Source organism: Desulfonatronum lacustre DSM 10312 (genome assembly GCF_000519265.1).
GTDB lineage: Bacteria > Desulfobacterota > Desulfovibrionia > Desulfovibrionales > Desulfonatronaceae > Desulfonatronum > Desulfonatronum lacustre.
This window is the reverse complement of sequence record NZ_KI912608.1, coordinates 2,177,566-2,202,195: the sequence shown is the minus strand read 5'-3', so window position 1 is coordinate 2,202,195 and position 24,630 is coordinate 2,177,566. Positions and strand designations below refer to the sequence as shown.

Here is a 24,630-nt window from a genome sequence, read left to right as displayed (position 1 = left end):
CGGGGCGTGTTGTCAAGGCGTGGGAGCGGATTGTGAAAAATAGAGCGTAAGAATTCAATGTCTATATGTATGATTTTCTTTATCAATTAAAGGCAGCTTTCAGGGTCGCCTTTGGTTGTCCTTCGTTGCAACGGGCGGCGAGGCCAGACCTTCTGGCTTGGGCGCGGGGCTTGTAACCCCGAGATGGGCTGGTAGGCGGGATTGGGTCAGAGAGAGGGATTCGTGAGATCGGAAAGGATCTCGACGGCCTGAGGAAAGTGGTCAGGGCCGGCAAACCTGGAGCTCGCGGCTATCCGGGCCGCGGCGATTCCAAAAGCCAATCCGGCCGCGGCCCCGATCAGGGCGTTGAGATCCTCTGTGGGAAACGGTGCGACCCAATACGCTCCGAGAGCGCCGCAGAGCACGCCCAGCAAGGGGATGCCGAATAAAACGGCGGGAGCGGCCACGGCGGCTTGGGGCGAGTCGACGACACGGACATGCCGACCGACGTCGGCGTCGACGATGTTGGCGACGGTCAAGGTTCTCGTTGAAGAGGGATGGCCCTGAACATGGGGATTGGAGCAGGTGCAGGCGGCGCAACCCCGTGATTCACGCATCTGAACCCGAGCCATCCGGCCTTGTCGAGAGAGGACGATTCCGGAGCGTCCCGCGCAGGGGCGACGCGCTTTCGAGACGGCGTCACTTTCCGATGCAGAATTTGCTGAAGATGGAGTCCAGGACATCCGATGAGGTGATTTCTCCGGTTATTTCAGCGAGGATGACGCTGACGGATTCCAGCCGTACCCCGAGCAGGTCGTAGGGCAGTCCCGCATGGATGTCGGCTCGAAGGAGCGCCAGTTCCCGGTCCGCCTGTTCCAAGGCCGACGACTGGCGCAGATTTGGAGTCAGGGTGTCCGGCCGAGGCGTCGGGGCTTTGCTCGTGAGCATGGAGCGCATGGCGTCCTGCAGCGCGTCCAGTCCTTGGCCGGTCTTGGCCGAGATGTGTACCACGAGATAGCCGAGTTCGGCCAGCGAGACGACGGGTTCAGGGTCTGGTCGGGGAAGGTCGGCCTTGTTGGCCACAACCAGGGTCTTGGCGACGGGGAAGGTTTCGAGGATCGGTTCGTCTCCGGTTGGTGTTCGCTTTGGGCCGGATGTCGGGTGCCGCATCAAACTCGACTCCGAGTGGAAAGCGGCCTGGGAGCCCGCGGCGGGCTCCTCTCCCGGAGTCGCGTTGTCCACCACAAAAAGGATCAGGTCCGCCGTCTTCTGAAGTCCGCGTGCCAAGGACAAACCTGCTCGCTCCACGTCGTCGGCGTCGTGGCGCGCGCCGGCGGTGTCCACCAGCCGAACCTCAAGCCCCTGAAGGAAAAGGCGTTCCTCAAGATAGTCCCGGGTCGTTCCGGGGGTGGCGCTGACAAGAGCCCGCTCCCGGCCCAGAAGCAGGTTGAGCAGGCTGGATTTGCCCGCGTTCACGGCCCCGGAAAGAACGCAGAGGGCTCCGTCGTTCCAGATGCGGTTGCGTCGGCAGTTGTCCAGGACGGCGCGGATTTGGTCTTGGATGTGCTCCACGGCGCGAGAAAAATCTTCCGGCGCGAGGCATTCCAGGTCCTCTTCCGGAAAATCCACCGCAAGACACAGTTGGGCTCGGAGTTCCTCCAAACTGGATCGCAAGCCGTGGAGCCAGGCGCTCAGGGCTCCGGAAAGCTTGGTTTGGGCCAGGAGGGAGGCCGATGGAGACGTGGCGGCGATGATTTCGGCCACGGCTTCGGCCTGGGTCAGGTCCATGCGGCCGTTGAGGAAAGCGCGTTGGGTGAATTCGCCCGGACCGGCGGGAAGGACTCCCTGAGCCAGGATGGACTCCAGGACGTTTTGCAGCACTACCGGAGCCCCATGGCAGTGAATCTCCACCACGTCCTCACCGGTAAACGATCCCGGACCGGGCATGAATGCCGCCAGGACCTCGTCCAGGATACGTCCGTCCTCGCCCAGAATGTGGCCGTGGTGCAGGCGATAGGGGCGAAAGTCGGTGAACTTCGGACGGGTCGATGCGAAGCGGGTCAGGACCGCTGCCTTGGCTCGGGGGCCGCTGACGCGGATGATGCCCACCGCGCCGTGGCCCGGAGGCGTGGCCACGGCGGCGATGGTGGACGTGGCCTCCTGGGCCGAAGCGGTCATGAATTTTGTGGAGGCGGGGTCTCGGCGTTGGCGACTTCGTCCTGGGAAGGAGGGGCCTTGGGAATAATCAGGACGCGTTTCAACGGTCCATCGCCCTTGCTTTTTGTCTGGATGTCCGTGACCGCTTGCAGGGCCACGTGGACGATGCGGCGCTGGTAAGAGGGCAATGGCTTGGTGCTTTGCGGCGATTGCGTGGACTTGGCTTTTTCGGCCAAGGTCACGGCCAGGGCGCTGAGTTCTTGGTCCTGGCGCTCCCGGAATCCGTCGGCGTCCAGCATGATCCGTACGGCGCTGGGCCAGCGGCGGGCGACGATCCGGTTGACGACGTATTCCACCGCTCCGAGCACCTGCCCGTCGCGTCCCAAGAGCCGGTCCATGTCGTCGGAGGTTTGAATGGTGGCCTTAATTAGATCGGACTGATGCTCCACCACGACCCGAGGGTTGTCCACGATGGCGGCGGTGATCCGTTCCGTGATCGCGCGGATCATGGTTTCCAGCTCCGACAGCCGGACCCGCGGCTGGGCTTTGATCCGGGCCTTTTTTGCGCCCACCAAGCCGAAGATGCCGGCTGAACCGCCTTCCAATATCGTTATTTCCAATTCATCCCGGACACAGGAAAAAAACGAACAAGCCTCCTCAATGGCCTCATCGACACTTTTGCTTTGAAATTCCTTTGGTTCACTCATGTTGACGTTGGTCTCCTTCATCATCGGTGGACGGCTGGGCCGCGACCGATGGACGAACCGGCGACGGTTTGCGGTCTACGACTTGGCGGGTTCGCGCATCACCCACCACTGCTGGGCGATGGAGAGGACGTTGTTTACCAGCCAGTAGAGGACCAAACCCGACGGGAAAGTTAAGAACAAAAAGGTAAAAATGATCGGCAAAAACAGCATGATCTTGGCCTGCATGGGGTCCCCGGGGGCGGGGGTCAGCTTTTGTTGCAGGAACATGGTCGCCCCCATGATGATCGGGGTGACGTAGTAGGGGTCACGGGCCGAAAGGTCGGCCAGCCAGATGATGTCCGTGAACGGAACATGGGTGATGAACGGAGCGTGGCGCAACTCGATGGCCCCCATCAGGGCCTGATACAGAGCGATAAACACCGGAATCTGCACGGCTATGGGCAGACAGCCTCCCAGGGGGTTGACCTTGTAGGTCTTGTAGAGCTGCATCATCTCTTCGTTCATCTTCTGGCGATCATCTTTATGCTTCTCGCGCAGCTTGAGCATCATGGGTTGCAGCTTCTTCATCTGCTGCATGGACTTGTAGCTCTTCTGGGACAACGGGAAGAAAATCAGTTTGATGACCAGTGTCAGCAGGATGATGGCCAGACCGTAGTTGTGGACGTACCCGTGGAAGAAGTTCAGTACCTGGATCAACGGGCTGGCGATGAGGTCGAACCAGCCGTAATGCAGAGCTTCAAGCAGATTGGCCGGGGCCACGGAGAGGGCTTCCCGTTCCCGCGGACCGAAGTAGTAGGTGGACCGAAACTGCATTTCCAGTTGGGAGTCCAGAAAAAAGTTTCTGGTTTCCATGACTAGGCGGTGCATGCCGTCTTCAAGACGCGCCTTGAACACCGGGTCGGAAAAGCCGGGGATCACGGCAGCTAAAAAGTAATTGCTCTGGACCGCGCCCCAGAGGACGCCCGTGTCGGAACGGACGCCCGGCAGCAGGTTCTTGTCCTTGCGCTCTTTTTCCAACCCGTTGATGTCGTAATACATAACCTGGGTCGGGGTGTAGCGGTCCTGGATGGCGCTCAAGGGTTCGCTGGCCATGGTAAAGCCCAGGGTGGCACCGATCTGATTTGGTGAGTGGTTGCGGACCTGGAGATGCTCCTCAATCAGGTAGGTGTCTCCGGTGAAGCTGAAGGTGCGGACCAGTTCCAGTTGCCCGAAGCGGCCGGTAAACGACAGGGAGCCGCGCTCGCCATGGGCAAGATTCAGGTTGTCTCCCGTGACGGTCCACTCCCCCTGCATCCATGTGGGCTGGTCGTTCCAGAGCAAACCAAGGGGGCGTTTGCGCGGATCAGGAGAATCGACCAAATCCACGAACGGGGCGTTCGGCTCTATGGTCTGGCGGTACTGACGCAGCTTGAACTGTTCCAGCACCCCGCCCTCGGAGTTGAAGACCGCTTCGAACAGCGGGCTGCGAACCGTGATCCGCTGTCCTCGGGTCGCCGGGGAGGCAATGAATCCTGGATCCAGCGGAGTTTCGGATCGGACATCCGGTCCTGCTTCCAATCGCTCACCAGTTTGGTCTTGCGGGGCGATGGTTTGAGGAGCCAGGGCCGGGTCGATGGGCTGGATTTCCGGGACCGGTCTGGTTTCAGGACGGGATTCGGTGGATTCCTGCTGCGGCGTGGGCTGTTGGGGAGGCGGAGAGAACATCCAGCTCCAGAGGACCAGAAACAACAAGGAAACGGTGATTGCCAGGAAAGCTCTTTTGTGATCCATGATTCAGGAATTGGGGGGGTTGAGGTTGGCGGCGGCCGCCGGGAACGGAGCAGCGGCGGGTCTGGATGTGGTGGACCGGGGTTCAGGAACCGGGTCCAGCCCGCCGGCGCAAAAGGGCTGGCAGCGCAGCAGGCGCCATGCGCTGAGCATGGTCCCCCGCACAAGGCCGTGCGTTTCCAGCGCTTGCTTGGCGTATTCCGAACACGAGGGAATAAAGCGGCAGCTGGGAGGGAAAAGAGGGGAGACGATGAGTTGATACCCTCGGATCAGCAGAATCAGCAAGTAACGCATGGTGACGAACGCGAGGTCGAGGTTGGGGCGTGACCCTGAGGGCCGTCCAGGGCGGGGCTCATTCCCGCGGAGGAACGCCGGTTTCCCGACGAACCCGTTGCATGACGCCTCGGAAGTCCTTCTGGATATCGGCAAGCTTGAGCCGGGGAATGTCGATGCCTCGTTTCACGACCACGACGACATCAGTATTGTCCGGGAACTGTTCACGCCCAAGGCGGAAGGCTTCGCGAATCAAACGTTTGATCCGATTTCGGCGAACCGCCGTGCCGATTTTACGGCTCGCGGCGATGCCCAGTCGCGGCCCCCGGGCGGGACAAGGCGCGGTGTCCGGCAGAAAAAAAAGGAGGAAATACCGGGAGTGGTATTTCCTGCCTTTGGTGTAACATTGCGTGAATTCCGCGCGTACCCTGAGCTTATCCGCGGGCCTGAGCGTTAAACGCCCAAGCGTTGGCGGCCTTTGGCGCGACGGCGGCGGATAATGGCTCGGCCGTTTTTCGTCTTCATGCGCGTCAGAAAACCGTGGGTGCGCTTGCGCCGGGTATTGCTCGGCTGATATGTCCGTTTCATGGTACTCTCCTTCGTCCTGCATGGGATGCAAATAAGTAGCTTTGAACTGCGTCGTGATCAAAACGAGAAAGATCGTGCCGTCCTCGAGTCAGGCCCGGAATCTCGTCGGTATCTCGCCAATATCTCGCCAGTATCTCGTCGAATATTTCGGAGGCTAGGCCGAGCCGGTACGTCGGATGCCGAGCAGTCTCATGCTTCCATCCGAAATTGCGACGCACGTCGTCAACTGTCGAATTCGACTCCTTACAAAGAGGCGTCCGTGGAGTCAAGGCATTGGTCGGCAAGCAGGAAAAGCCGGAATTACTTCTAAGGGCGGTCCGCGAGGGATGCAACCAGAAAATATGGACGATTCCACGTCCGGACATTGGACGGGGGCAAGCCCAGGCGTTGCCATGTGCGGGCGTGTTCCCGTCCGTGCCCCCAGAATTCGGCGGCGAAACGTCTTGGAATGTATATTTGCCGTGGGGCTCCGGGCAGTGCGGTCAGGGCTTGGATGAGCCATGACCGCAGGGCGTGGGATTTGGCCATGTGCCCCATTGCCGGATGCCAGGGGCCGCCCTGAATGGCCGGGGTCAGCGCCCCCTCCGGGGCGAGCCCGATTCGGATCACCGAGATGCCCTGTCTCCAGAAGGAATTCAGGGCCCGGCTCACGGCCCAGACCGTCCGGGACAAGGACCAGGGGCGATAGGAGCCCGCGCGGTGGGCTTGGCTGAGCGGGGTGCCGCGCAGCACGAGGCAGGGATAAATGCGGACGGCGTCGGGGGCCAAAGCGCGGGTTTGATCGACGTCCCGGAACCAGCCGGAAATGGTCGAACCAGGCAGGCCGGGCATCAGTTGGACGCCCATCTCCAAGCCGGACTTGCGAACCGTGAGGCAGGCCTCCACGGCGGTTTCGGCGCTATAGCCTCGTCGGGATTGGCGCAGGACGTCCGGCTCGAAGCTTTGAACTCCCAGTTCCACCATGTCCAGGCCGATTTCGCGCAGCCAAAGCAGGTGCTTCGCATTGATGCTGTCCGGACGGGTGGAACAGCGGACATGGGTGATGGTCCCGGCTGCTTGATGCGGCTGCACGGTCTTCAGGAATCGCTCCTGCCAGATCACGGGAAGGGCCGTGAACGTCCCTCCGTAAAAGGCAACGCCTTGATCTTTTGTACCGCCTGCCGTCAGGAGTTCCAGGCTTTGGCGCATTTTGGCGTGGATTTCTGTCAGTGCAGGCTCTCCTGTGGCGGTTTCCACGCCGTTGCTCATGCCGGTCTGCAGGTGCTGAGCGCAGTAGAGGCAGCGATGCGGACAGCCGTGGTAAGGCAGGAAAACCGGGATGATCCGAGGACGTCTTCGGACGGGTTCCGGATGGAAAAGGCGCAGCCTGTTCATTGTTTTGTCGGGGATAGATTGGAAAGGAGTTGAAAAAGTAAACGGTCTCAGGTAGATCAGGAGCGGCTTCGGTCATGCCCGATGGCCGTGATTTTTTTTCGCGAGGCGGAAAGACCTGCCTCGGGCAGTCCTGTGGGAACCTCCCGGACACCGGCCAGGCGCTCTTGAAACCGCTTGCCGCGCAACCCAAAACTGAGGGCCCGACATGTCCACATGCATCTTTTGCGAGATCGTCCGGGGCGCGATTCCTTCCGCGACGATCCTCACCACGCCGAACACCATGGCCTTTCTGGATATTTCCCCGGTTCATCCAGGCCATGCCCTGATTATACCCAAGGCGCATCACGCCACGCTGTGGGATCTGCCTTCGGATTTGGGCAATGAGTTGCTGGAGGCGATGCAGACGGTTGCCGGAGCGATCCGCGCGGCCATGAACGCCGACGGCCTGAACGTGATGATGAACAACTACCGGGCCGCCGGACAGCTGGTGGACCATGCCCACTTCCATTTGATCCCCCGGTATGAGGGCGACGGTTTGCAGCTTTGGCCGCAAGCTGCGTACCCCAGTCCGGAAGCGATGCAGTCCGCCGCCGCGTCCATTCGGGCGGCGTTGGCCAGGTAAACGTTGATCCATGCGGCGTGATCTTCAGCGCTGATCGGCCACGCCGGCCAAGTAGGCACGGCGAACCCGAATATTCCATTAACCCTGCAACCAAGATGAGAACCACCGGAGAGCAACCATGAGCAGAACACTGACCAAAGCGGAAATCGTGGACACCATTTACGACAAGGTGGATCGAAGCCGGGGCGAAGTGAAAAAAGTGGTGGAGTCCCTGCTGTCGATCATGAAGACCGCCGTGAAGCGGGATCATGCGTTGCTGATCAGCGGCTTCGGCAAGTTCGAGGCCTACCCGAAAAAGGCCCGCAAGGGACGCAACCCGCAAACCAGCGAGACCATTACCCTGGACCCGCGCAAGGTGGTTGTTTTTCGGCTTTCCAAGAAGTTCCGCGCCGAAATCAATCCGCAATAACGAACGCTCCCGGTGTTTGGCGGGCGATTTGGCTCCTGGCGGCTTCGGCCTTATCCAGGTTGCCGAATTCGCCCACCTGAACCCGCCAGAAGGTCTGGCCCTCAATCTCGGCCTGGACCACTCTGCTGCCCGAGTATCCCCTGCCGCGCATTTCCTGCATCAGGCGGGCGGCGTTTTCCCGCTGGCTGAACGACCCGACCTGCACGAAGAACCTGCCGGGAATTCCGCCCGGCCACCTGCCCAAAGCCTCCACCCGTACCTTGGCCGTTCCCGGACGGATCACGTCCAATTCCTGTGCCGCCTTGTAAGAGAGGTCTACGATTCGGTTCCCGACAAAAGGTCCGCGATCGTTGACCCGTAAGACAATGGTCTTCCCGTTTTCCAGATTGGTGACCCGAATCTTGGTCTGCATGGGCAAAATTCGGTGCGCCGCCGTGAGGTCGTACATATTGTAGACCTCGCCGCTGGCAGTGCGCTTGGCGTGAAACTGCGGCCCGTACCAGGAGGCGACGCCCTCTTCCGAGAACCCGTCCGCCGAGGTCAGGGGGTGATAGGTCTGGCCGAGCACGGTGTAGGGTCTGGCCGTGGGCGGAGCTGGGGTCTGGGGTGGAGTTGGGACCTGGGGCGAGGTTGGACGACTGACCGCAGGGCGCGGCTCACCATGGGGTGGAGATGACGTGGATGCACACCCGACCAGTAGCACCATCCCCAGCAGAATCCCGAGCACCATCCCCAACATCATCCAATGCATCGTCCGGGGCACGTCTCGGGCTGTTCCCAGCCATGGGGCACGAACCCGTCCCAAGGCAACGCCCACGGCAACGTCGGTCGACCCTTCCGGGGCGACCGACGGACAAGCAGGGAGAAAATCAGACTGGTGCATCCCCTTCTTCCTCTTCCAATTCAGTTCGGCGTTTGAGCAGTTCCTCGAAGCGGATGTCCGCGCCCAGGATGGCTTGGATGTCGTCGTTGGCGTCAAATACCGGCATGGAGACGGTCAGGCAGAGTTTGCCGGTAATGAATGACCGATAAAAGTCTGTGATGTTGAGCTTCCCGGTCTGCACCGGGGCGATGAACCATTCCCGGTCCGAGAGGTCCTTGCCCGGGTCGTAGGCCTTGTATTTGGCTTTGTCCTCCATGTGGGCGATGCTGCCGGTGATCAGGCGGCCTTTGGTGTCCACTATGTAGAGGTACTGAATAAAAGGATATTTCTCCAGCACGGTGTCGATGGCGGCCCGGACGCGTTTGGAGTCCAGAGACTGGATTTCCTTGTTCTCCGACAGCTTGCGCATGATCCTGGAGGACAGGGTATGGGCCGTCTTCTTGAGCTGGTCGAATTCGGAGGAGAACAGTTGCGGCAGGTGGCGCTTGACCAGGTTCCACATCTCCTGGTTGGAAAAGGAGGTGGTCCGGCCGTCCTCGTAGGCCTTGACGATCCGGTTGTGGATCTTGCCCACGGCCGGATGACGCTTGTCCACCTGCTGGGCGCCGCTCAGCCCGAAGCGGTTGTTGATCCAGTAGGCTACTCCGGCTCGGCCGGACTTGTCCGTGATGATGATGGAGACCGGCTTGCCCAGGATCTGGCGGGTGTCGAAAATGTTGTAGATTTCCTCGTTCTTGAGCAGACCGTCCACGTGCACCCCGGCCTTGGTGGCGTTGAAGTCCTTGCCCACGAAGGGGTAGTTGTCCGGGATGGCGTAGCCCAGGACGTTCTCAAAATAGTCCGCGATCTCGGCGATGGTCTGGGTGGCCGCGGCGTCGTCCTCGCCGGTCAGGGAAATGTACTCAATGGCCAGGGCCTCCACCGGGGCGTTGCCGGTGCGCTCCCCGAAGCCGAGCAGGGTGGCGTTGGCCCCGGAGCAGCCGTAGAGCCAGGCCGTGACCGTGTTCACCAGGGCCTTGTGGAAATCGTTGTGCCCGTGCCACTCCAGCCAGTGGCCCGGAACCTCTGCATCGTCGGTGAAGGCCCGGACGATTTTGGCCGTGCAGCGGGGCAGGGATGCGCCCGGGTAAGGCACGGCATACCCCATGGTGTCGCAGAGCCGGATCTTTACCGGCAGGCCGCTGTCCTTGGACAGGGCCATCAGTTTCTGGGCCAGGGGGATGCAGAAGCCGTAGATGTCCGCCCGGGTGATATCTTCAAAGTGGCAACGGGGAATGATCCCCCATTCCAAGGCCTTTTCCACGACACGGAGGTAGTCCTCGGCCGTCTTTTTTCGGTCTTTGCCCAGCTTCAGAAAAATGTGGTAGTCCGAAACCGAGGTCAGCATGCCGGTTTCCTTGAGCCCCATGTCCTTGACCAACTTCAGGTCGTCCTCGTTGGCCCGGATCCAGCCGGTGATCTCGGGATATCGATAGCCCTTGGCCAGGCATTGTTCCACGGCCTTGCGGTCTTTTTCCGAGTACAAAAAGAACTCGCTTTGGCGGATCAGCCCGCTGTGCCCGCCCAGCTTGTGCAGCAAATCAAAAATATGGCTGATCTGCTCCAGGGTGTAGGGTGGCCTGGCCTGCTGCCCGTCGCGGAAGGTGGTGTCGGTAATATACATCGGGTCCGCCGGGCGGGGCATGGAAAAAGAATCGTCGAAGCTGGTCCGGCAGATATTTTTGTAAGGGTAGATGTCCCGAAACAATTCGGGTTCGTCGCGGTGGTCGATTTCAAAATGACCCCGGGATCGGTTGAGATGCATCAAGCTCATGTGATTGCTCCTTGCGAGTTTTGTCCGTGACGCGGGAGTGTGGTTTTCCTTCCGCTCTTCCGCCTTATTCGCTAAAGAAACGAGAAAAGGCAAGTCGCTCGGGCGGCTCGTGGGCTGAGATGAAGGCCGCCAAGTCCGTCAACTCTATCAGATGAAGTCGGCGTAAATGCGCATGACTTGTTCCGCCGAGTCCGCCAGGAGGGTCTTGCCGTTGCACATGGCGTCGTGAAGGGAGACCGGTCCGCAGCAGATGGAAATGATCGCGGTAATGCCCGCGTCGTAGAGTTCGTCCGTGACCTTGCCGATGCTTCCGGCCAGGGCGACACAGGGGACGCCGTGTTTTTTCGCCAGTTTGGCGATGCCGGCGGGGGCCTTGCCGTAGGCCGTCTGGTAATCGATTTGCCCTTCCCCGGTGATGACCAACTTGGCCTCTTGGACATGGGATTCCATGTCCAGAAGGTCCAGGACCACGTCGATGCCGGGACGGATTTTCGCGTCGAACAGTCCGTACATGGCTCCGCCGACTCCGCCCGCTGCTCCGGCGCCCGAAACGGCCCTGACGTCCTTGCCCGCGTCCCGCTCGACGATGTCGGCCAGGTTGGCCATTCCGGCGTCCAGGGCCAGAGCCTGTTCGGGGGTGGCGCCTTTTTGCGGGCCGTAGACCAGGGCGGCCCCGTTGGGGCCGAGCAGGGGGTTGTCCACATCGCAGATGATTTCAATCCGGACCTGCTCCAGACGCGGGTCGGTCCGGGAACGGTCAATGGTCCGAATCCGGGCCAGGGACGCGCCGACCGGGGGCAGTTCCTTTTGATCCTGATCGAGAAACCGCACTCCCAGCGCGGCGGCGATGCCCATGCCTCCGTCCACGGTGGCGCTGCCGCCGATGCCCAGGTAGATGGTCTCGGCCCCCAGGTCCAAAGCTCGGCGGATCAATTCCCCGGTTCCGTAGGACGTGGTCTTGTCCGGATCGCGTTCCTTCTCGGCCACCATGGCCAGGCCCGAGGCCTTGGCCATTTCGATCAGGGCGGTCCGTCCGCCGGGGGACCAAAAGAAGTCGGACCGGGCGCTTCGAAACAACGGGTCGTGGACGTCCATGGTTTCCATGGCTCCGGGGAGTCGCTGGGAAAGGACGTCCAAAAGGCCGTCCCCTCCGTCGGCAATGGGCATTTTCGCGATGCGATACGGTTTGGGCACCCGCTTGATGCCCGCGATGATCGCTTCCGCGGCCTCGGTTCCGGACAAACAGCCTTTGAAGGCGTTGGGAGCGACGACGATTTTCATGGAGACTCCTGGAGGGAAACGTCACGGGGGATTTGATTGACCCGTGAACGGTTGACGTTCGGGGATGTCTTTCCTGCCTGTGGAAAGCCTTCCTCAGAACAGCACGGGCAGGAACAGCGGCAGGTAGACCACCAGCCAGAGCACAGCGAGCAGGCCGAGCATGTAGGGGATGATGGAGCGGGTGATCCGTTCCATGGACAGGCCGGTGATGGACGAGGCCACGTAGAGATTGATGGCCACGGGCGGGGTGATCATCCCGATGGCCAGGCCCATGACCATGATCAGGCCGAAGTGGATCAGGCTGACCTCCAACTGGCGGATCAGGGGCAGAAAGACCGGGGTGAGGATGATCAGGGCTGAGGCGGTTTCCACGAAAATTCCGGTCAGCAGGATGACCAGGGTGATCAGGAACAGGATCACGTAGAGATTCGTGGACAGGCCCAGCACGGTTTCGGCGATCAGGGCCGGGATGCCGTAGTTGGCCAGGACCCAGCTCATGATCGCGGAGGTGGCGATGAGGAACATGATCACCCCGGTGGTCATGATCGACCGGCACATGATCCGGTAGACGTCCTTCAGGGACAGATCCCGATAGATCACCAGGGAGGCGAACAGGGCGTAGTTCACGGCCACCACCGCGGCCTCGGACGGGGTGAACAGCCCGGAAAATATCCCGCCGAGAATGATCACCGGGGTGATCAGCCCCCAGACGGCGCGAAAAAAGGTCCGCAGGATGTTGCGCGCGGAAAAGGGCGCTCCGTGCGGATAGGAACGGGCACAGGCCTGGCGCACGGCGATGGCGATGAGCACCCCACCCATGAGCACCCCGGGCAGGAAGCCGTTCAGGAACAGCCGGCTCACGGACTCCTGGGCCATGACCGCGTAGAGGATCATGGGCACGGAGGGCGGAATGACCACGCCGATGGTTCCCGCGGCGGCGATGAGCGAGGCGGAGCAGGCCGTGTCGTAGCCCTTGCGCTTGAGTTCCGGGACCAGGGTGGAACCGATGGCCGCGGTGGTGGCGGCCCCGGAACCGGAAATGGCCGCGAAGAACATCCCGGCCAGCACCGCGACGATGGACAGCCCGCCCCGGACGAATCCCAGCAGGGCGTCGGCGAAATCCACCAGCCGGGCCGAGACCTGGCCCTTGGCCATGATGTCTCCGGCCAGGATGAAGAAGGGCACGGCCACCAGCGGGAAGCTGTCCGTCCCGGCGAACATGCGCTGGACGATGAGCATCAGGGGGATGCCGTCCTGGATCAGGACGAACATTGAGGCCAGGGCAATGGCGATGGCCACGGGCACGCCGAGGAACAGCAGGGCCAGGAACGAGCCGAAGAGCAGCAGGCCCATGGTCAGTCGCCGCACCCGCGGCAGGAGCCGGAAGTCCGTTTGGTGGCCGGGGCGGAAGGCTCGGCCGGAGGAATCACCGGGTTTGGTTCATGACGGATGGTCACGTCCACGACCGGCGTCACGGTGGGCGGGCGATGTTCCGGGAACATTTCCAGAAGCAGGGCGTGCAGGCCGTGGAGGATCATCACCCCGAAGGCCGCGGGCATCACGGCGTAGACATAGGGCATGGGCAGGCGCAGGGAGGCCGTGACCTGAAAGGATTGCAGCTGCATGTAGCGCACCGCGTAGAACAGGGCCGTCCCGAAAAAGATCAGGGAGGCCAGAATGCCGACGATACGCACCATCCTGCCCAGAAGCGCGGGCAGGGAATTCACCAGGAAGGTCACGGCGATATGCACGCCGCGGCGGTAGGCCATGGTGGCCCCGAGAAAGGTGGTCCAGACCAGCAAATACCGGGAAAGCTCCTCGGACCAGGGCAGGGCCTGGAAAAAGACCCGGAAGACGATCTGCAGGGTGATCACCACCAGCATGGTCGCCATGGCGCTGAAAGCCAGGACGCCGACCACGGCGTCGACCAGGCTTGAGGCCCTGCCGACGCCGTGGACCAGTTTTTCTGGAATCAGGGACGGAGGTATCCGTCCGGAATGGTTATTGGATGGCATCCAGTATGCGCTGCAGGTATGCGCCGAACCGCTCGCCGTACTTGGTGTAAACCGGTTCAACCTTGGCCTGGAAGGCGGCGGTGTCCGGCTCCATGACGATCTGCATGCCCGCGTCGGCCAGTTCCTGGAGCTGACCGGCTTCCATTTCCGCGTTCACCCGGCGCTCATGTTCCGCGGCGGTCTGGGCGGCCTCCAGGAAGATTTCCTGGACCTCAGGACTCAGGCCGCGCCATTTGGCCAGGCCCATGACGAAAATTGCCGGGGCATAGGTGTGGCGGGTCATGGACAGGTGGGTCTGTTGCTCGTTGAGCTTGAAGGAATGGATCACGTTGACCGGGTTTTCCTGGCCGTCGATGGTCCGCTGACGCATGGCGGTCAGGGCTTCGGTCCAGGCCATGGGCACGGCGTTGGCCCCCAGGGTGGTGAAGGTGTCGATGTAGACCGGGTTCTCCATGACCCGGATCTTCAAGCCCGCCATATCATCGGGGGTGGTTACCGGGCGGACGGAATTAGTCAGGTTGCGGAAACCGCGCTCGGCATAGGCCAAACCCTTCAGGTTGACCCGTTCCAGCTTGTCCAACAGTTCCCGGCCGATGGGCCCGTCCAGCACACCGTAAGCCGCTTCCGGGGAGGGAAACAGAAAAGGCAGCTCAAAGACCGCGATTTCCTCGACGAAGTTGGCCACCGGACCGTTGGTGATGATGCCCATGTCCACGGTTCCCATCTGCATTCCTTCCAGAAGGGTCCGCTCGTCTCCGAGCTGGGCGTTGGGGAACAGGGCCACGGTGACGTTGCCGCCGGTGCGCTCCTCCACGATTTCCTTGAACTTCAGGGCCGCGATGTGAAACCCGTCCTGCTCGTTGACCACGTGGGCCAGACGGATGTTCATCTTCTGGGCCGCCTGGGCGTCGCCGCCGATTCCGAGTCCGCCGCCCAGCAACAGGGCGATGATCAGCAGTCCGAAAAAAAATCTTTTCATTTCTTTCCTCCGAGGTTGTGGTTCAAGTGTTGTGATTTGCAACTGCCCAGCACATACGGTGTATGGCCATACACCCACTCTGAATCACCGTATGTTTTAATCAATGGGCGTTCGATGTATCCGGTTTTGGTCGGAGTCGTCGATGGGATTGGCGATTGTTCATGGAGTTATTCGAATCGGGATATAGTCAGAACCCCTTGTAATCTTTGGCTCGTCGTGCTCGGCTCCGCTAAGCCGAACATCCATTATTTGTCAACCTGATGTCCAAAACAACTTCTTCCAACCCCCTGCGCATCACCGGGATGGAAGGCTTCGGGCATGGGAAAAAGCCGTGGCAACTGTCCCAGCAGGCTTCCAAGTGGGACGGGCAGCTTTTGCGCAGGCGAAGACACAATTGCTTCTCAGGGCCGGAAAAACTATGACTGGCTACGTGCCGAGCGGCGTGCCTCGTGGCGAGCCACTTCCATGCACGGTGTAGACTACATCCCACTCAACCCGTGAGCAGCAATGAAGGATTTCGTACAATTCCAGAAACTGTTGGACGAGCAGTGCCAATGGCCCTCGGTGTATACCTTTAAATTCATCGTCCCCAAGGCCAGGGCGGAGGAACTGCTGGCCGTTTTCAGCTCCTGCCCGGAGGTTTCGGTTCGGGAATCGAGCCGGGGCAGTTATCTGAGCGTCACGGCGAACATGGTCATGTCCTCCAGTGACATGGTGATCGCTGTATACGAGGCCGTGGCGGGGATTGAGGGGATCATCGCGCTGTAGGGAGAGAAGTCAGGAGTCAGGATTCAGAAGTCAGGAGGCGGGAGGCGGGAGTCAGGGGACGGGAGAGAGTTATAGCTATAATGGCCCGCGATGAGTTTGCTCGTGCTTGGAACGGAGTTGTTTCTCCAGCGCATCAGCTTTATCTTTCTCATACCCCAGCAACGTTCAACTTCGAGTCAGTATACTATGCCAGACGACACACTCATGGCGGCGGACGCCGCCTCTTCCCCGGTTTGCCGCGAGTTCACGGTTTTGGAGCTGCGCCGAACCGGTTTGAAGGCCGACCTCGCATCACCTTCGAAAGATGGACCGGATCATTCGCACTGGTTGCTGGACTTGGAGCCGCCGGCGGATTTTCCCGGTGAGGGTGGATGGACGCCCGGGCAGTTCGTGATGCTGCGGCCGGTTTCCTGGGCCTTCGAGCCTTTGTGGGCCCGGCCCTTTTCCATCTGCATGCTGGAGCGGGGCGTGCTGCGCATTTTTTTCCAGGTGGTCGGCCGGGGGACCAGGGCCATGAGCGTCTTGCGCCGCGGGGACCGGATCGTGGTCTGGGGGCCGCTGGGCCGGGGATTCGTCGTGGAGCCGGAGACGCCCACATTGCTGTTGGCCGGAGGCATCGGACTGGCGCCGTTCATCGGCTACGCCCGGCGTCATCCCCGGCCGGATACGCTGCGGCTTTTTTTCGGCCATCGACCGGAGGTCGGCGAATATCCCCTGGACTTGTTGCCGCAGGGAATGGCCGTGGAGGCTTCGCGCCAGACCTGCGCCGAGGAGTTGGCCTGCTTTGTGGGCGACCTGGAGCGCCGGATCGCGGAATATGCCGGAACGGACGGGCTGATTCTGGCTTGCGGGCCGCATCCGTTTCTGCAAGCCGTCCAGTCCCTGGCCGTGAAGCACCGGGCCAGGGCCCAACTTTCTCTGGAAAACCGCATGGCCTGCGGGGTGGGGGCGTGTTTGGGGTGCGTGACCGAGACGACGAATCAGGCCTTGCCCGTGAAGGTCTGCACCCAGGGGCCGGTGTTCTGGGCCCATGAACTGCGTCTGGGCGTGGACCTGGGCGGTAACCAAGCAGACCTTGGAGGGAAGGTATGAACCCCGCGGTGGAACTGGCCGGGCTGCGGTTGAAGAATCCGGTGCTGACCGCGTCCGGAACCTTCGGGTACGGCGTGGAGTTCGCGCCCTACGGCGACCTGACCGAACTGGGCGGGATCGTGGTCAAGGGCCTTTCCTGGGAGCCCCGTGCGGGCAATCCCATGCCCCGGATCGCTGAAACGCCCTGCGGCATGCTCAACGCCATCGGTTTGCAGAATATCGGGGCGCACCGTTTCGTGGCCGAAAAACTGCCTCTGCTGCCCTGGGCCGAAGTGCCGGTCATCGCCAATCTGTACGCCTGCGACGTCGAGGACTTCGCCCGGCTGGCGGAATACCTGGCCGGACAGGAGGGCGTCGCGGCCCTGGAGGTGAACATCTCCTGCCCCAACGTCCAGGCCGGCGGGATACTTTTCGGCCAGGACCCGGGGCAGGCGGCCAGGGTAACCCGGGCGGTCAAGGAGAAGGCCGGGACCAAGCCGGTGATCGTCAAGCTCTCGCCCAATGTCACGGACATCACGTCCGTTGCCAAGGCCGCGGCGGACGGAGGGGCGGACATCCTGGCCCTGATCAACACCCTCTCGGGCATGGCCGTGGACGTCCGCACCCGCATGCCCCGACTGGCCAACGTCATCGGCGGCCTGTCCGGACCGGCGATCAAGCCCGTGGGGCTGCGCTGCGTGCATCAGGTCAGCCGGGCCGTGGACCTGCCGATCATCGGCTTGGGGGGGATCGCCTCGGCCGAGGACGTGCTGGAGTACATCCTGGTGGGGGCGTGGGCCGTACAGATCGGCACGGCCAATTTCCTGCGTCCGGACACGGCCTTCCGCATCGCGGCCGACCTGCCGAAACTGCTGGACGACCTGGGCGTGACGTCGTGGGAGGAGTTTCGGGGTGCGTTGCGGGCGTGAGGCGGTCCGAAGACGGATTTGTTCTCGATCCTCACGTGCTGTCCGAATCGAAATCGAAATCGAAATCGTCATCGAAATCGAACGCCATATCAAAGAAGATGGCGTGATCACGGAGTGATGATCGGTGTTTTTCGATTTCGATTTCGATTTCGATCTCGATTTTGAAGAGATAAAGGTATGATGGAGACGGTCCGAAGACCGTCAACACTGCTCGAAGGAATAATTTCCCTTGAAGAACTGCTCCACGTACCAGGGAATCTGGGCCTCGTCGGAGAGGACCATGTCCAGGAGACGGACCGAGCCCAGGAGTCGTCCGAGAAAATCCAGTTTTTCCTCCATCCGGGGATGATCGTATTTTTTGATTTCCCCGCGCACCATGTCCCCCGTCTGTTCGACCCGCAGCCCCAGGCGCTTCAGGATGGCCGCGATCAGCATCGCGCGCTTGGTTCGGCGCGACACGTCCGCGGCTCCGCCCTTGAACGAGAAGGTGATGTAATTGTCGTTGACCTGCTGGCCGCAGTAGGTGTCGATGGTCACGAAATGGTAGCCCAGGCGGGCGTTGTAGTGCAGGTAGTCGTCGGAAATGATGGCGTAGTTCGGCCCTCCCCTCGGGCTTCCGTGGTCCGGGTCGTTCAGGATCGTCTCGGCGATGAGCGCGGCGAATCCGGAGAGCTGGACTCCCGCCGGTCCCACCCAATGCACGCCGGGATGCTCCATGCCCCGGAGCAGGGCCAGGAACGGCCTGGACGCGATGTTCTCCCGGTCCACGGCTCCGCCCTCGGGCGGGGCTTTGAATCCGCCGCCCAGGTCGAGGATGTAGGTGTTCAGCGGCAAGGACGTCTTCAATTTGACCGCGAGATGGGTGTCTTCCCGGATCTCGTCGTCGATGCGGAACATTTCCACCATGGCCTTTTCGTGGGCGAAGCGGACCACATCGTGCAGGGTCAGGCAGCCGTCGGGGCGGAAGTCGTCGCGCTTGGGATCGATCAGATTCAAGGGGACGATTTTTTTCAACGTGTCCTTGACCAGCCGGAACAGCGGACTGCCTTTCATCAGGTTGGTGCGCGGCCTGGCCTGGATCAGGGTCATGACCCGCCCGGCGTAGACGGTCCGGCGGGAGGCGTCCAAGGTAATTTCCTCGCCGTGGGGAATGACGCTGGTGGCGTTGTCCGTGCCCACCAGGGTCGGAACGCCGAACTCCCGGGCCACGGAGGCCATGTGCCCGGTGACGCTGCCCACGTCGGTGATGATTCCCCGGATTTTGCCCATCAGCGGCACGTACAGGGTTGAAGTCTGTGGGGTGACCAGAATCGCTCCTTCGGGTACGGCGGTCAGGCTGTGCTCTGTCTTCAGAACAAAGGCCGGACCGCCAGCCGTGCCGGCGGAGGCCGTGGTGCCGCCGCACAGCAGGACGTCGTGCCCTTCCAGGGCCGCGGCCGCCTCCTTGGCACAGGCGCGAGGGTCCTGCTCCGGCAGCATCAGGTTCAGGGGCCGGGCCTGCAGAATGAAGAGTTTGCCGGCCTGGTCCATGGCCCATTCGATGTCCAAGGGGCGTTTATAGTGCTTTTCCAGCATTCGCCCGTACTCGGCCAAAGCGTGAACCTCGTCGCCGCTCAGGCAGGGTTGGCCTTGAAGATGCTCTTCCACCGGGACGTCATGGATTCCACCTTCGGGGTTCATGGCGATGCGCCTGGCCTTGTGCGCCCCGACGTATTCCGGCTCACCCTCCTCGGAATTCACCCGAGAGTTCACCTGAGAGTTCACCTGAGAATTCACCTGAGAATTCACCCGCCACAAATCCGTGGGCATGGAGCCGTCCACCACGCTCACGCCCAGGCCCCAAGCCGCGCTGATGATCAGGTTTTGGCTTTCCGGTTCGTTGGGGTCCTGGGTGTACATCACCCCGCTGACACGGGCGTCGACCATGTTCAGGCAGAGCACGCACATGACCATGTCCTGGTCCCGGTAGCCCACGCTGCGGCGGTAAAAGACCGCGCGGGGATTGTACATGCTGGCCACGACTTCCTTGTAGGCACCGAGAATGGTGTCCTGGGTGACGTTGAGGATCGTGGAGTGCTGACCGGCGAAGGAGGATTCCGAGTCCTCGCCCGTGGCGCTGCTGCGCATGGCGAGGCGGGTTTGCGGTCCGAACTCCTGAAACAGCTCCTTGGCCTCGTAGAAGATGCGACATTCCAGGTCCTCGGGCAGCGGGGCGGCCATGATCAGCTGCTGCACCGCGGAGCAGGCTTTGGTGAGTTGCGTGGTGTCCTGGATGTCCACGCCTTTCAGTTCGCCGCGGATGGCCTCGTACAGCCCCGCGGAGCGGAAAAAATCGTGACAGGCATAGGCCGAGACCGCGAACCCCTTGGGCGTGGGCAACCCGACACGGTTGGACACTTCGCCCAGGTTGGCCGCCTTGCCGCCGACCTGCCCCACATTTTCGTGGCTCAGCCTGACCAGCGGAAGCACGAGACAGGTTTTTTCCAGCTTGCGCTGCCTGGTCAATCCCCGCAGGACCTGGATGCCGATCCGCTCAGCCGCGCTGAACAGTTCCGAATATTTGCCGCCGGAAAGTGCGTTCAGATCCTCGGCCAGCTCGTAGACCACGCCCACCAGTTCCTCGCACTGGCAGAGGACCTCGTCGAAGGTGAAGGGCTGGGAGTCGTAGAGCAGATTCTCCAGGGCGTTGATCAACTGCAGGGACTTGTTGTTGTGGCCGAGCAGCTTTTTGAAGAACAGGTATTTGCGTTGAAAAGCCAATTCTTCCGGTGCGATGCGCATGGTGATTTTGCTTTTGGCGATCAACTGGTCAAGCAAGGAAGGCATGGAATGTGTCCGTCTCTCACTGGAGGAGGAAAGAGGTGAAGGAATATAATGAGGGGAAACGTGGAGGCGCCGGTTGCGGAACTCCTAAACATGAATTTTTTACGCCGGAACCGCGAGAATGACAACAGCCATGGTCCGCAAGGCTTGAGGAGCGAAAAGAATGGGCCTGGAAGATGAAATGCCGAAAAATGTACTGGAAGCCGAAGCCGTTTTCCGCTAGGAGGGGGATCGACGCGGGCGACCGATCGGGGTTGCCGGCTTTTCTTCATCCCGCCAAACACATCTCCACCAACGGTGCACCCATGCTTTGGCCCCACAAGGACCTGCTCTGCATTTCGCAATTGACCGCGGCTGAAATCCTCTACGTGTTTCAGATGGCCCGCCGTTTCGCCGAGATCAATACCCGTCCGGTGAAAAAAGTGCCGACGCTCAAGGGCAAGAGCGTCATCCTGTTTTTCGTCGAACCGAGCACGCGGACCAAAACCTCCTTCGACATCGCGGGAAAACGACTCTCCGCGGACACTTATTCCCTGGCCGCTTCGTCCAGCAGCCTGCGCAAGGGCGAGAACCTCAAGGATTCGGCCCTGACCCTCCAGGCCATGCATCCGGACGCCCTGGTCCTGCGGCACCATCAAAGCGGGGCCGGTGAATTTCTGGCCCGGCGGCTGTCCTGCTCGGTGATCAACGCCGGTGACGGCTGGCATGCCCATCCCACGCAAGCTCTGCTGGACGGGTTCACCCTGAGCGAGGTCTGGGGGGACGACATGACCGGGAAGACCGTGCTCATCGTCGGGGACATTGCTCACAGTCGCGTGGCCCGGTCCGACGTGCTGCTGTTCACGGCCCTGGGAGCCCGGGTTCGGATCTGCGCTCCACGGACCCTGTTGCCCGCCGGGGTTCGCCAGTGGCCGGTGGAGGTGTTCGCAGATCTGACCGAGGCGTGCAAGGGCGTGGACGCGGTCATCTGTCTGCGGTTGCAGCTGGAGCGCCAGAAGGCCGGGCTTTTGCCCGATTTGCGCGAGTATGCCAGGACTTACGGCCTGGGAGCAGGGCATCTGAACAAGGCCAATCCCGGAGTGCTGGTGATGCATCCCGGCCCCATGAACCGGGGAGTGGAAATCGACGCGGCCCTGGCGGACGCGGAAAACAGTTTGATTCTGGATCAGGTCTCCGCCGGCGTGGCCACCCGCATGGCCCTATTGTTTCTCTTTCTGACCCGCAAAGACGCTCCGGACCAGGGAGACGTGCGCAGCGACCAGACCGAATCCCGTCAACCTCAATCCCCGTTGCTTCAGGAGGACTAGGCCATGCCCGGACCGGATCTCATCGTGCGCAATGTGCTCTGGCAGGACGAACTGGTCAGCCTGTGGATCGGACAAGGCGTGATACAACGCCTGGCGCCGCCGGACGAACCGTCCTCGGAAGGCGAACAGCTGCATGGCGGCGGAGCGCTGCTTCTGCCCGGACTGATCGACGCCCATGTCCATCTGCGCGAGCCCGGGTTCGAATACAAGGAAGACATCGCTTCCGGCCTGGAGGCCGCTGTCCGAGGCGGGTTTTCCGCCGTGTTGGCCATGGCCAACACCAGCCCGGTCAACGACTCCGCGGCGGTTACTTCATTCATGCGCGACAGGGCCGCCGCGGCCCATCCATTGGGACCACGCCTGCATCCCGTCGGAGCGTTGACCAAAGGTTTGGCCGGACTGGAACTGGCCCCGCTGGCGGAACTGGCCGAGGCCGGATGCGTGGCCTTTTCCAACGACGGCATGCCGGTGGCCAATCCGGACCTGTTTCGTCGGGCCATGGAGTACGCGTCGGATCTGGGGCTGGTGGTGATCGATCACTGCGAAGACCCGGTCCTGGCCGAAGGGGCGAGTATGAACGAAGGCCGGTTCAGCGGCCTGCTGGGCCTCAAGGGGCAACCGGTGGTGGCCGAGAGCATGCAGGTGGCCCGGGACATCCTGCTGGCCGAATACCTGGACCTGCCGATCCATCTGGCCCATATCAGTTGTCGGCAATCCGTGGAGCTGATCCGCTGGGCCAAGGTCCGCGGGGTGCGGGTCAGCGCCGAGACCTGCCCGCATTACCTTCTCTGGACCGAGGAAATGGTCCAGGGGTACAATACACTGGCCAAGGTCAATCCCCCCCTGCGCACCGACGACGACGTGCTGACCCTGCGCCAGGCCGTGAGGGAAGGGGTGATCGACATCCTGGTCACGGACCACGCGCCCCACGCGGACCACGAGAAGGAAGTCCCCATGGACGAGGCTCCCAACGGGATCAGCGGGCTGGATACGGCTCTGTCCCTGAGTTGGAAGCTGGTTCGCGAAGGCGTGTTGTCGCCGCAAGACCTTTGCGCGCTATGGTCCGCGCGACCCGGAGCGCTGTTTTCCCTGCCGGTGAACCGTTTTCAACCCGGCGATCCCGCGGACTTCATTCTCTTCAACCCGGACCTGGAATGGACGGTCACCCCGGAAACGCTGCGCTCCAAGGGCAAAAACACCCCATGCCTCGGGCAAACACTGCCGGGGCGAGTCGTGGCGCACGGGATTGCCGGCAAAATTTTGTTTTCATGACGTCGATGCATCGTAAGGAGTTGATATGGCGCAACCACTGAAAGATGCCGTTGGCATCTGCAAAACCATCATGCGCAACGGGTTTGACGCCTACGTGATCAATGCCCGGTTGCAGGAAAAGATACTGGAAGGCGAGGCGGAACGGGAGATCGACATCAGCACGGACGCGGACTTCGAGGATCTGAATAAGCTGTTCCCTCTTTTCGAACCCGGTACGACCCCGGACGTCACCGGAACCTTGAAGGAGGGCGACGTCCTGATCCGTGTTTATCCCGCGGATGTCGAGGACGGGTCCTATCCCGAAGAATGCGTGGCCCGGTTCACTCCGGGGATGATCAAGGCCCTGGAGAAGACCGAGGGCGGCCTGCCGCTGCAATTGGCCTGTCCGTACATGCCCAAGGCCAAGGAGCTGTATGACGGCTTCGCGGACATCGGAGTCGGTGAAATCCGGTTCCAGGGCATCCCGGACGAGACGCTGAAACAGAACTATCTGCGCGGCGTGCGCGCGTTGCGCTTCGCGGCCAACTTTCATCTACCCATTGAGCCCAACTCCTGGATGACCATCGTCCGGTCCGCCCGACGCATTCTGGACTATGTTTCGGTTTCGGACATCATGGACGAGTGGCGCAAGGTGGAAGCGGAGAACATGTGGCACTTCGTGAAGCTGCTCTACGAAAGCACCATCCTGCACGGCCTGATTCCGGAAATCGCGGCCTTGAGCCGGGTCAAGCAGATCAAGAATCCGGAGGAGGGCGAGGAAGTCGTTCTGGATCACACCATTGAACTGATGCGCCGATACCCGGAAGAGTTGCCCTACGACTGGTATGGAACCATGGGGTGCTTGTTTCACGACGTGGGCAAGCTGTACACGGCGGAATACGTGGGCGGTCAGTGGACATTCTACCAGCATCATCGGGTGGGGGCCAAGGTGGCCCGCAAGATTCTTAATCGATTGCGGTTTTCTCCCGAGGAGATTGACAAGATCTGCCACCTGGTACGCAACCACATGCGGTTCCATTTCATGCTCACGGACAAGGGCATCCGCCGGTTCACCGCCGTGGACGACTATCCGCGGTTGATTGAAATCGCCAGGGCGGACGTCAAGGCCCGTAACGGCGCGTACAAGGAGTTCAACCACAACATGAAAATGCTGGAGCGGGCGGAAATTCCGGAAGAAGCTCTGGAACCCCTGCTCAATGGCCACGAGATCATGGACTTCGCCGAGATCAAGCCGGGACCCGCCGTGGGCGTGATCCGAGAAGCCCTGCTCCAGGCCCAGATTTCCGGCGAGGTGACCTCGGTTCCGGAAGCCGTGGAGTTCGTGCGCAATTACCGGGAGAAGGAAAAGTTGCAGTGACCGATATGCTGGAGGCTCGGTTCACCCAATATTTTCTTTACACGCGAAACCGTCCTGATCGTTGTTGTATCAATCTGGATTGGATTTTTGAAACGGTTGCGAATCCGGACGCCGAAGTGGTTCAACAAGATGGCCGAATTCGGAGATGGAAACGAATTCCAGAAGCGGAAGGTCGGTTTCTCCGTGTCATTCTCCTTGAGGATGGGGTGACGATTCACAACGCATTTTTTGACCGCAGGTTTCAGGGATAAACACC

The 24,630-nt window shown here is 61.4% G+C and carries 23 protein-coding genes and 1 pseudogene; 9 read left to right on the top strand and 15 right to left on the bottom strand.

Features of this window, described 5'->3' with window-relative positions; translation table 11 throughout:
- Positions 1-206 precede the first annotated feature (206 nt).
- The 8 genes and pseudogenes from DESLA_RS22445 to DESLA_RS0110410 form a co-directional block, all read right to left on the bottom strand.
- Positions 207-722, bottom strand: a complete 516-nt coding sequence (locus tag DESLA_RS22445; protein WP_084032015.1) for a SoxR reducing system RseC family protein — start codon at positions 720-722, stop codon at positions 207-209.
- Positions 679-2,157: a tRNA uridine-5-carboxymethylaminomethyl(34) synthesis GTPase MnmE gene (mnmE, locus tag DESLA_RS0110440; protein WP_028572401.1), complete on the bottom strand. Its 1,479-nt coding sequence runs from the start codon at positions 2,155-2,157 to the stop codon at positions 679-681. The genes DESLA_RS22445 and mnmE overlap by 44 nt, the downstream gene beginning before the upstream one ends.
- Positions 2,154-2,843 (bottom strand): RNA-binding cell elongation regulator Jag/EloR, encoded by a 690-nt coding sequence (gene jag, locus DESLA_RS19970; RefSeq protein WP_051434883.1) that lies wholly within the window; start codon positions 2,841-2,843, stop codon positions 2,154-2,156. The genes mnmE and jag overlap by 4 nt, the downstream gene beginning before the upstream one ends.
- A gap of 75 nt (positions 2,844-2,918) precedes the next feature.
- On the bottom strand, positions 2,919-4,613 hold the full coding sequence (gene yidC / locus DESLA_RS0110430; protein WP_028572400.1) for a membrane protein insertase YidC: 1,695 nt from the start codon (positions 4,611-4,613) through the stop codon (positions 2,919-2,921).
- Positions 4,614-4,616: 3 nt separating this feature from the next.
- Positions 4,617-4,904, bottom strand: coding sequence for a membrane protein insertion efficiency factor YidD (yidD, locus tag DESLA_RS19965; protein WP_051434587.1), 288 nt, complete (start codon positions 4,902-4,904; stop codon positions 4,617-4,619).
- A gap of 58 nt (positions 4,905-4,962) precedes the next feature.
- A pseudogene (gene rnpA, locus DESLA_RS23690) lies at positions 4,963-5,271 on the bottom strand (ribonuclease P protein component); the annotation flags it as partial.
- 65 nt (positions 5,272-5,336) lie between these two features.
- A complete protein-coding gene (gene rpmH, locus DESLA_RS0110415) occupies positions 5,337-5,471 on the bottom strand; it encodes a 50S ribosomal protein L34 (RefSeq protein ID WP_028572398.1) in 135 nt (44 codons plus the stop codon).
- Positions 5,472-5,777: 306 nt separating this feature from the next.
- Entirely contained in the window at positions 5,778-6,845 is a 1,068-nt protein-coding gene (locus tag DESLA_RS0110410) for an elongator complex protein 3 (RefSeq protein WP_035261693.1), read from the bottom strand.
- 205 nt (positions 6,846-7,050) lie between these two features.
- Here DESLA_RS0110410 and DESLA_RS0110405 point away from each other — a divergent pair, with 205 nt between their 5' ends.
- A complete protein-coding gene (locus DESLA_RS0110405; RefSeq protein ID WP_028572396.1) occupies positions 7,051-7,467 on the top strand; it encodes an HIT family protein in 417 nt (138 codons plus the stop codon).
- A gap of 118 nt (positions 7,468-7,585) precedes the next feature.
- A complete protein-coding gene (locus DESLA_RS0110400) occupies positions 7,586-7,876 on the top strand; it encodes an integration host factor subunit alpha (protein ID WP_028572395.1) in 291 nt (96 codons plus the stop codon).
- Here DESLA_RS0110400 and DESLA_RS0110395 read toward each other — a convergent pair.
- The 6 genes from DESLA_RS0110395 to DESLA_RS0110370 form a co-directional block, all read right to left on the bottom strand.
- Positions 7,863-8,759, bottom strand: coding sequence for a septal ring lytic transglycosylase RlpA family protein (locus DESLA_RS0110395; RefSeq protein WP_245590043.1), 897 nt, complete (start codon positions 8,757-8,759; stop codon positions 7,863-7,865). The genes DESLA_RS0110400 and DESLA_RS0110395 overlap by 14 nt on opposite strands.
- Entirely contained in the window at positions 8,746-10,572 is a 1,827-nt protein-coding gene (locus DESLA_RS0110390; protein WP_028572393.1) for a triose-phosphate isomerase, read from the bottom strand. The genes DESLA_RS0110395 and DESLA_RS0110390 overlap by 14 nt, the downstream gene beginning before the upstream one ends.
- A gap of 147 nt (positions 10,573-10,719) precedes the next feature.
- On the bottom strand, positions 10,720-11,853 hold the full coding sequence (locus DESLA_RS0110385) for a glycerate kinase family protein (protein ID WP_028572392.1): 1,134 nt from the start codon (positions 11,851-11,853) through the stop codon (positions 10,720-10,722).
- A 93-nt stretch (positions 11,854-11,946) separates the two neighbouring features.
- On the bottom strand, positions 11,947-13,221 hold the full coding sequence (locus tag DESLA_RS0110380; protein ID WP_245590042.1) for a TRAP transporter large permease: 1,275 nt from the start codon (positions 13,219-13,221) through the stop codon (positions 11,947-11,949).
- Complete coding sequence (locus DESLA_RS19960; protein WP_084032014.1) at positions 13,209-13,868, bottom strand: TRAP transporter small permease; 660 nt, start codon at positions 13,866-13,868, stop codon at positions 13,209-13,211. The genes DESLA_RS0110380 and DESLA_RS19960 overlap by 13 nt, the downstream gene beginning before the upstream one ends.
- Positions 13,855-14,847, bottom strand: a complete 993-nt coding sequence (locus tag DESLA_RS0110370) for a TRAP transporter substrate-binding protein (RefSeq protein ID WP_028572390.1) — start codon at positions 14,845-14,847, stop codon at positions 13,855-13,857. Before DESLA_RS0110370 ends, DESLA_RS19960 begins: the two co-directional genes overlap by 14 nt.
- Before the next feature lie 507 nt (positions 14,848-15,354).
- On the opposite strand from DESLA_RS0110370, the gene DESLA_RS0110365 reads away from it, so the two are divergent.
- The 3 genes from DESLA_RS0110365 (at position 15,355) to DESLA_RS0110355 (ending at position 17,615) form a co-directional block, all read left to right on the top strand.
- On the top strand, positions 15,355-15,615 hold the full coding sequence (locus DESLA_RS0110365) for a DUF493 family protein (RefSeq protein ID WP_028572389.1): 261 nt from the start codon (positions 15,355-15,357) through the stop codon (positions 15,613-15,615).
- A 186-nt stretch (positions 15,616-15,801) separates the two neighbouring features.
- Positions 15,802-16,707 (top strand): iron-sulfur cluster-binding protein, encoded by a 906-nt coding sequence (locus DESLA_RS19955; RefSeq protein ID WP_169732617.1) that lies wholly within the window; start codon positions 15,802-15,804, stop codon positions 16,705-16,707.
- Positions 16,704-17,615 (top strand): dihydroorotate dehydrogenase, encoded by a 912-nt coding sequence (locus DESLA_RS0110355; RefSeq protein WP_028572388.1) that lies wholly within the window; start codon positions 16,704-16,706, stop codon positions 17,613-17,615. The genes DESLA_RS19955 and DESLA_RS0110355 overlap by 4 nt, the downstream gene beginning before the upstream one ends.
- Positions 17,616-17,816: 201 nt before the next feature.
- Here the strand turns inward: DESLA_RS0110355 and DESLA_RS0110345 are convergent, their stop codons facing one another.
- Positions 17,817-20,441, bottom strand: a complete 2,625-nt coding sequence (locus tag DESLA_RS0110345) for a PEP/pyruvate-binding domain-containing protein (RefSeq protein ID WP_035261689.1) — start codon at positions 20,439-20,441, stop codon at positions 17,817-17,819.
- A 302-nt stretch (positions 20,442-20,743) separates the two neighbouring features.
- On the opposite strand from DESLA_RS0110345, the gene DESLA_RS19950 reads away from it, so the two are divergent.
- From DESLA_RS19950 to DESLA_RS0110325, 4 genes are read left to right on the top strand one after another with little or no spacing between them, the layout of a single operon-like run.
- Positions 20,744-21,745: an aspartate carbamoyltransferase catalytic subunit gene (locus tag DESLA_RS19950; RefSeq protein WP_084032212.1), complete on the top strand. Its 1,002-nt coding sequence runs from the start codon at positions 20,744-20,746 to the stop codon at positions 21,743-21,745.
- A gap of 3 nt (positions 21,746-21,748) precedes the next feature.
- A complete protein-coding gene (locus DESLA_RS0110335; RefSeq protein ID WP_028572386.1) occupies positions 21,749-23,017 on the top strand; it encodes a dihydroorotase in 1,269 nt (422 codons plus the stop codon).
- Between the two features lie 25 nt (positions 23,018-23,042).
- Positions 23,043-24,374, top strand: a complete 1,332-nt coding sequence (locus tag DESLA_RS0110330) for an HD domain-containing protein (RefSeq protein WP_028572385.1) — start codon at positions 23,043-23,045, stop codon at positions 24,372-24,374.
- Positions 24,371-24,625, top strand: a complete 255-nt coding sequence (locus tag DESLA_RS0110325; protein WP_435050750.1) for a hypothetical protein — start codon at positions 24,371-24,373, stop codon at positions 24,623-24,625. Before DESLA_RS0110330 ends, DESLA_RS0110325 begins: the two co-directional genes overlap by 4 nt.
- Positions 24,626-24,630: the final 5 nt, after the last annotated feature.

Excerpts from the sequence above, each read along its gene's own strand:
- DESLA_RS22445 (WP_084032015.1), bottom strand. The coding sequence starts at position 722 with ATGTCCTGGACTCCATCTTCAGCAAATTCTGCATCGGAAAGTGACGCC.
- mnmE (WP_028572401.1), bottom strand. The coding sequence starts at position 2,157 with ATGACCGCTTCGGCCCAGGAGGCCACGTCCACCATCGCCGCCGTGGCC.
- jag (WP_051434883.1), bottom strand. The coding sequence starts at position 2,843 with ATGAGTGAACCAAAGGAATTTCAAAGCAAAAGTGTCGATGAGGCCATT.
- yidC (WP_028572400.1), bottom strand. The coding sequence starts at position 4,613 with ATGGATCACAAAAGAGCTTTCCTGGCAATCACCGTTTCCTTGTTGTTT.
- yidD (WP_051434587.1), bottom strand. The coding sequence starts at position 4,904 with ATGCGTTACTTGCTGATTCTGCTGATCCGAGGGTATCAACTCATCGTC.
- rpmH (WP_028572398.1), bottom strand. The coding sequence starts at position 5,471 with ATGAAACGGACATATCAGCCGAGCAATACCCGGCGCAAGCGCACCCAC.
- DESLA_RS0110410 (WP_035261693.1), bottom strand. The coding sequence starts at position 6,845 with ATGAACAGGCTGCGCCTTTTCCATCCGGAACCCGTCCGAAGACGTCCT.
- DESLA_RS0110405 (WP_028572396.1), top strand. The coding sequence starts at position 7,051 with ATGTCCACATGCATCTTTTGCGAGATCGTCCGGGGCGCGATTCCTTCC.
- DESLA_RS0110400 (WP_028572395.1), top strand. The coding sequence starts at position 7,586 with ATGAGCAGAACACTGACCAAAGCGGAAATCGTGGACACCATTTACGAC.
- DESLA_RS0110395 (WP_245590043.1), bottom strand. The coding sequence starts at position 8,759 with ATGCACCAGTCTGATTTTCTCCCTGCTTGTCCGTCGGTCGCCCCGGAA.
- DESLA_RS0110390 (WP_028572393.1), bottom strand. The coding sequence starts at position 10,572 with ATGAGCTTGATGCATCTCAACCGATCCCGGGGTCATTTTGAAATCGAC.
- DESLA_RS0110385 (WP_028572392.1), bottom strand. The coding sequence starts at position 11,853 with ATGAAAATCGTCGTCGCTCCCAACGCCTTCAAAGGCTGTTTGTCCGGA.
- DESLA_RS19960 (WP_084032014.1), bottom strand. The coding sequence starts at position 13,868 with ATGCCATCCAATAACCATTCCGGACGGATACCTCCGTCCCTGATTCCA.
- DESLA_RS0110370 (WP_028572390.1), bottom strand. The coding sequence starts at position 14,847 with ATGAAAAGATTTTTTTTCGGACTGCTGATCATCGCCCTGTTGCTGGGC.
- DESLA_RS0110365 (WP_028572389.1), top strand. The coding sequence starts at position 15,355 with ATGAAGGATTTCGTACAATTCCAGAAACTGTTGGACGAGCAGTGCCAA.
- DESLA_RS19955 (WP_169732617.1), top strand. The coding sequence starts at position 15,802 with ATGCCAGACGACACACTCATGGCGGCGGACGCCGCCTCTTCCCCGGTT.
- DESLA_RS0110355 (WP_028572388.1), top strand. The coding sequence starts at position 16,704 with ATGAACCCCGCGGTGGAACTGGCCGGGCTGCGGTTGAAGAATCCGGTG.
- DESLA_RS0110345 (WP_035261689.1), bottom strand. The coding sequence starts at position 20,441 with ATGCCTTCCTTGCTTGACCAGTTGATCGCCAAAAGCAAAATCACCATG.
- DESLA_RS19950 (WP_084032212.1), top strand. The coding sequence starts at position 20,744 with ATGCTTTGGCCCCACAAGGACCTGCTCTGCATTTCGCAATTGACCGCG.
- DESLA_RS0110335 (WP_028572386.1), top strand. The coding sequence starts at position 21,749 with ATGCCCGGACCGGATCTCATCGTGCGCAATGTGCTCTGGCAGGACGAA.
- DESLA_RS0110330 (WP_028572385.1), top strand. The coding sequence starts at position 23,043 with ATGGCGCAACCACTGAAAGATGCCGTTGGCATCTGCAAAACCATCATG.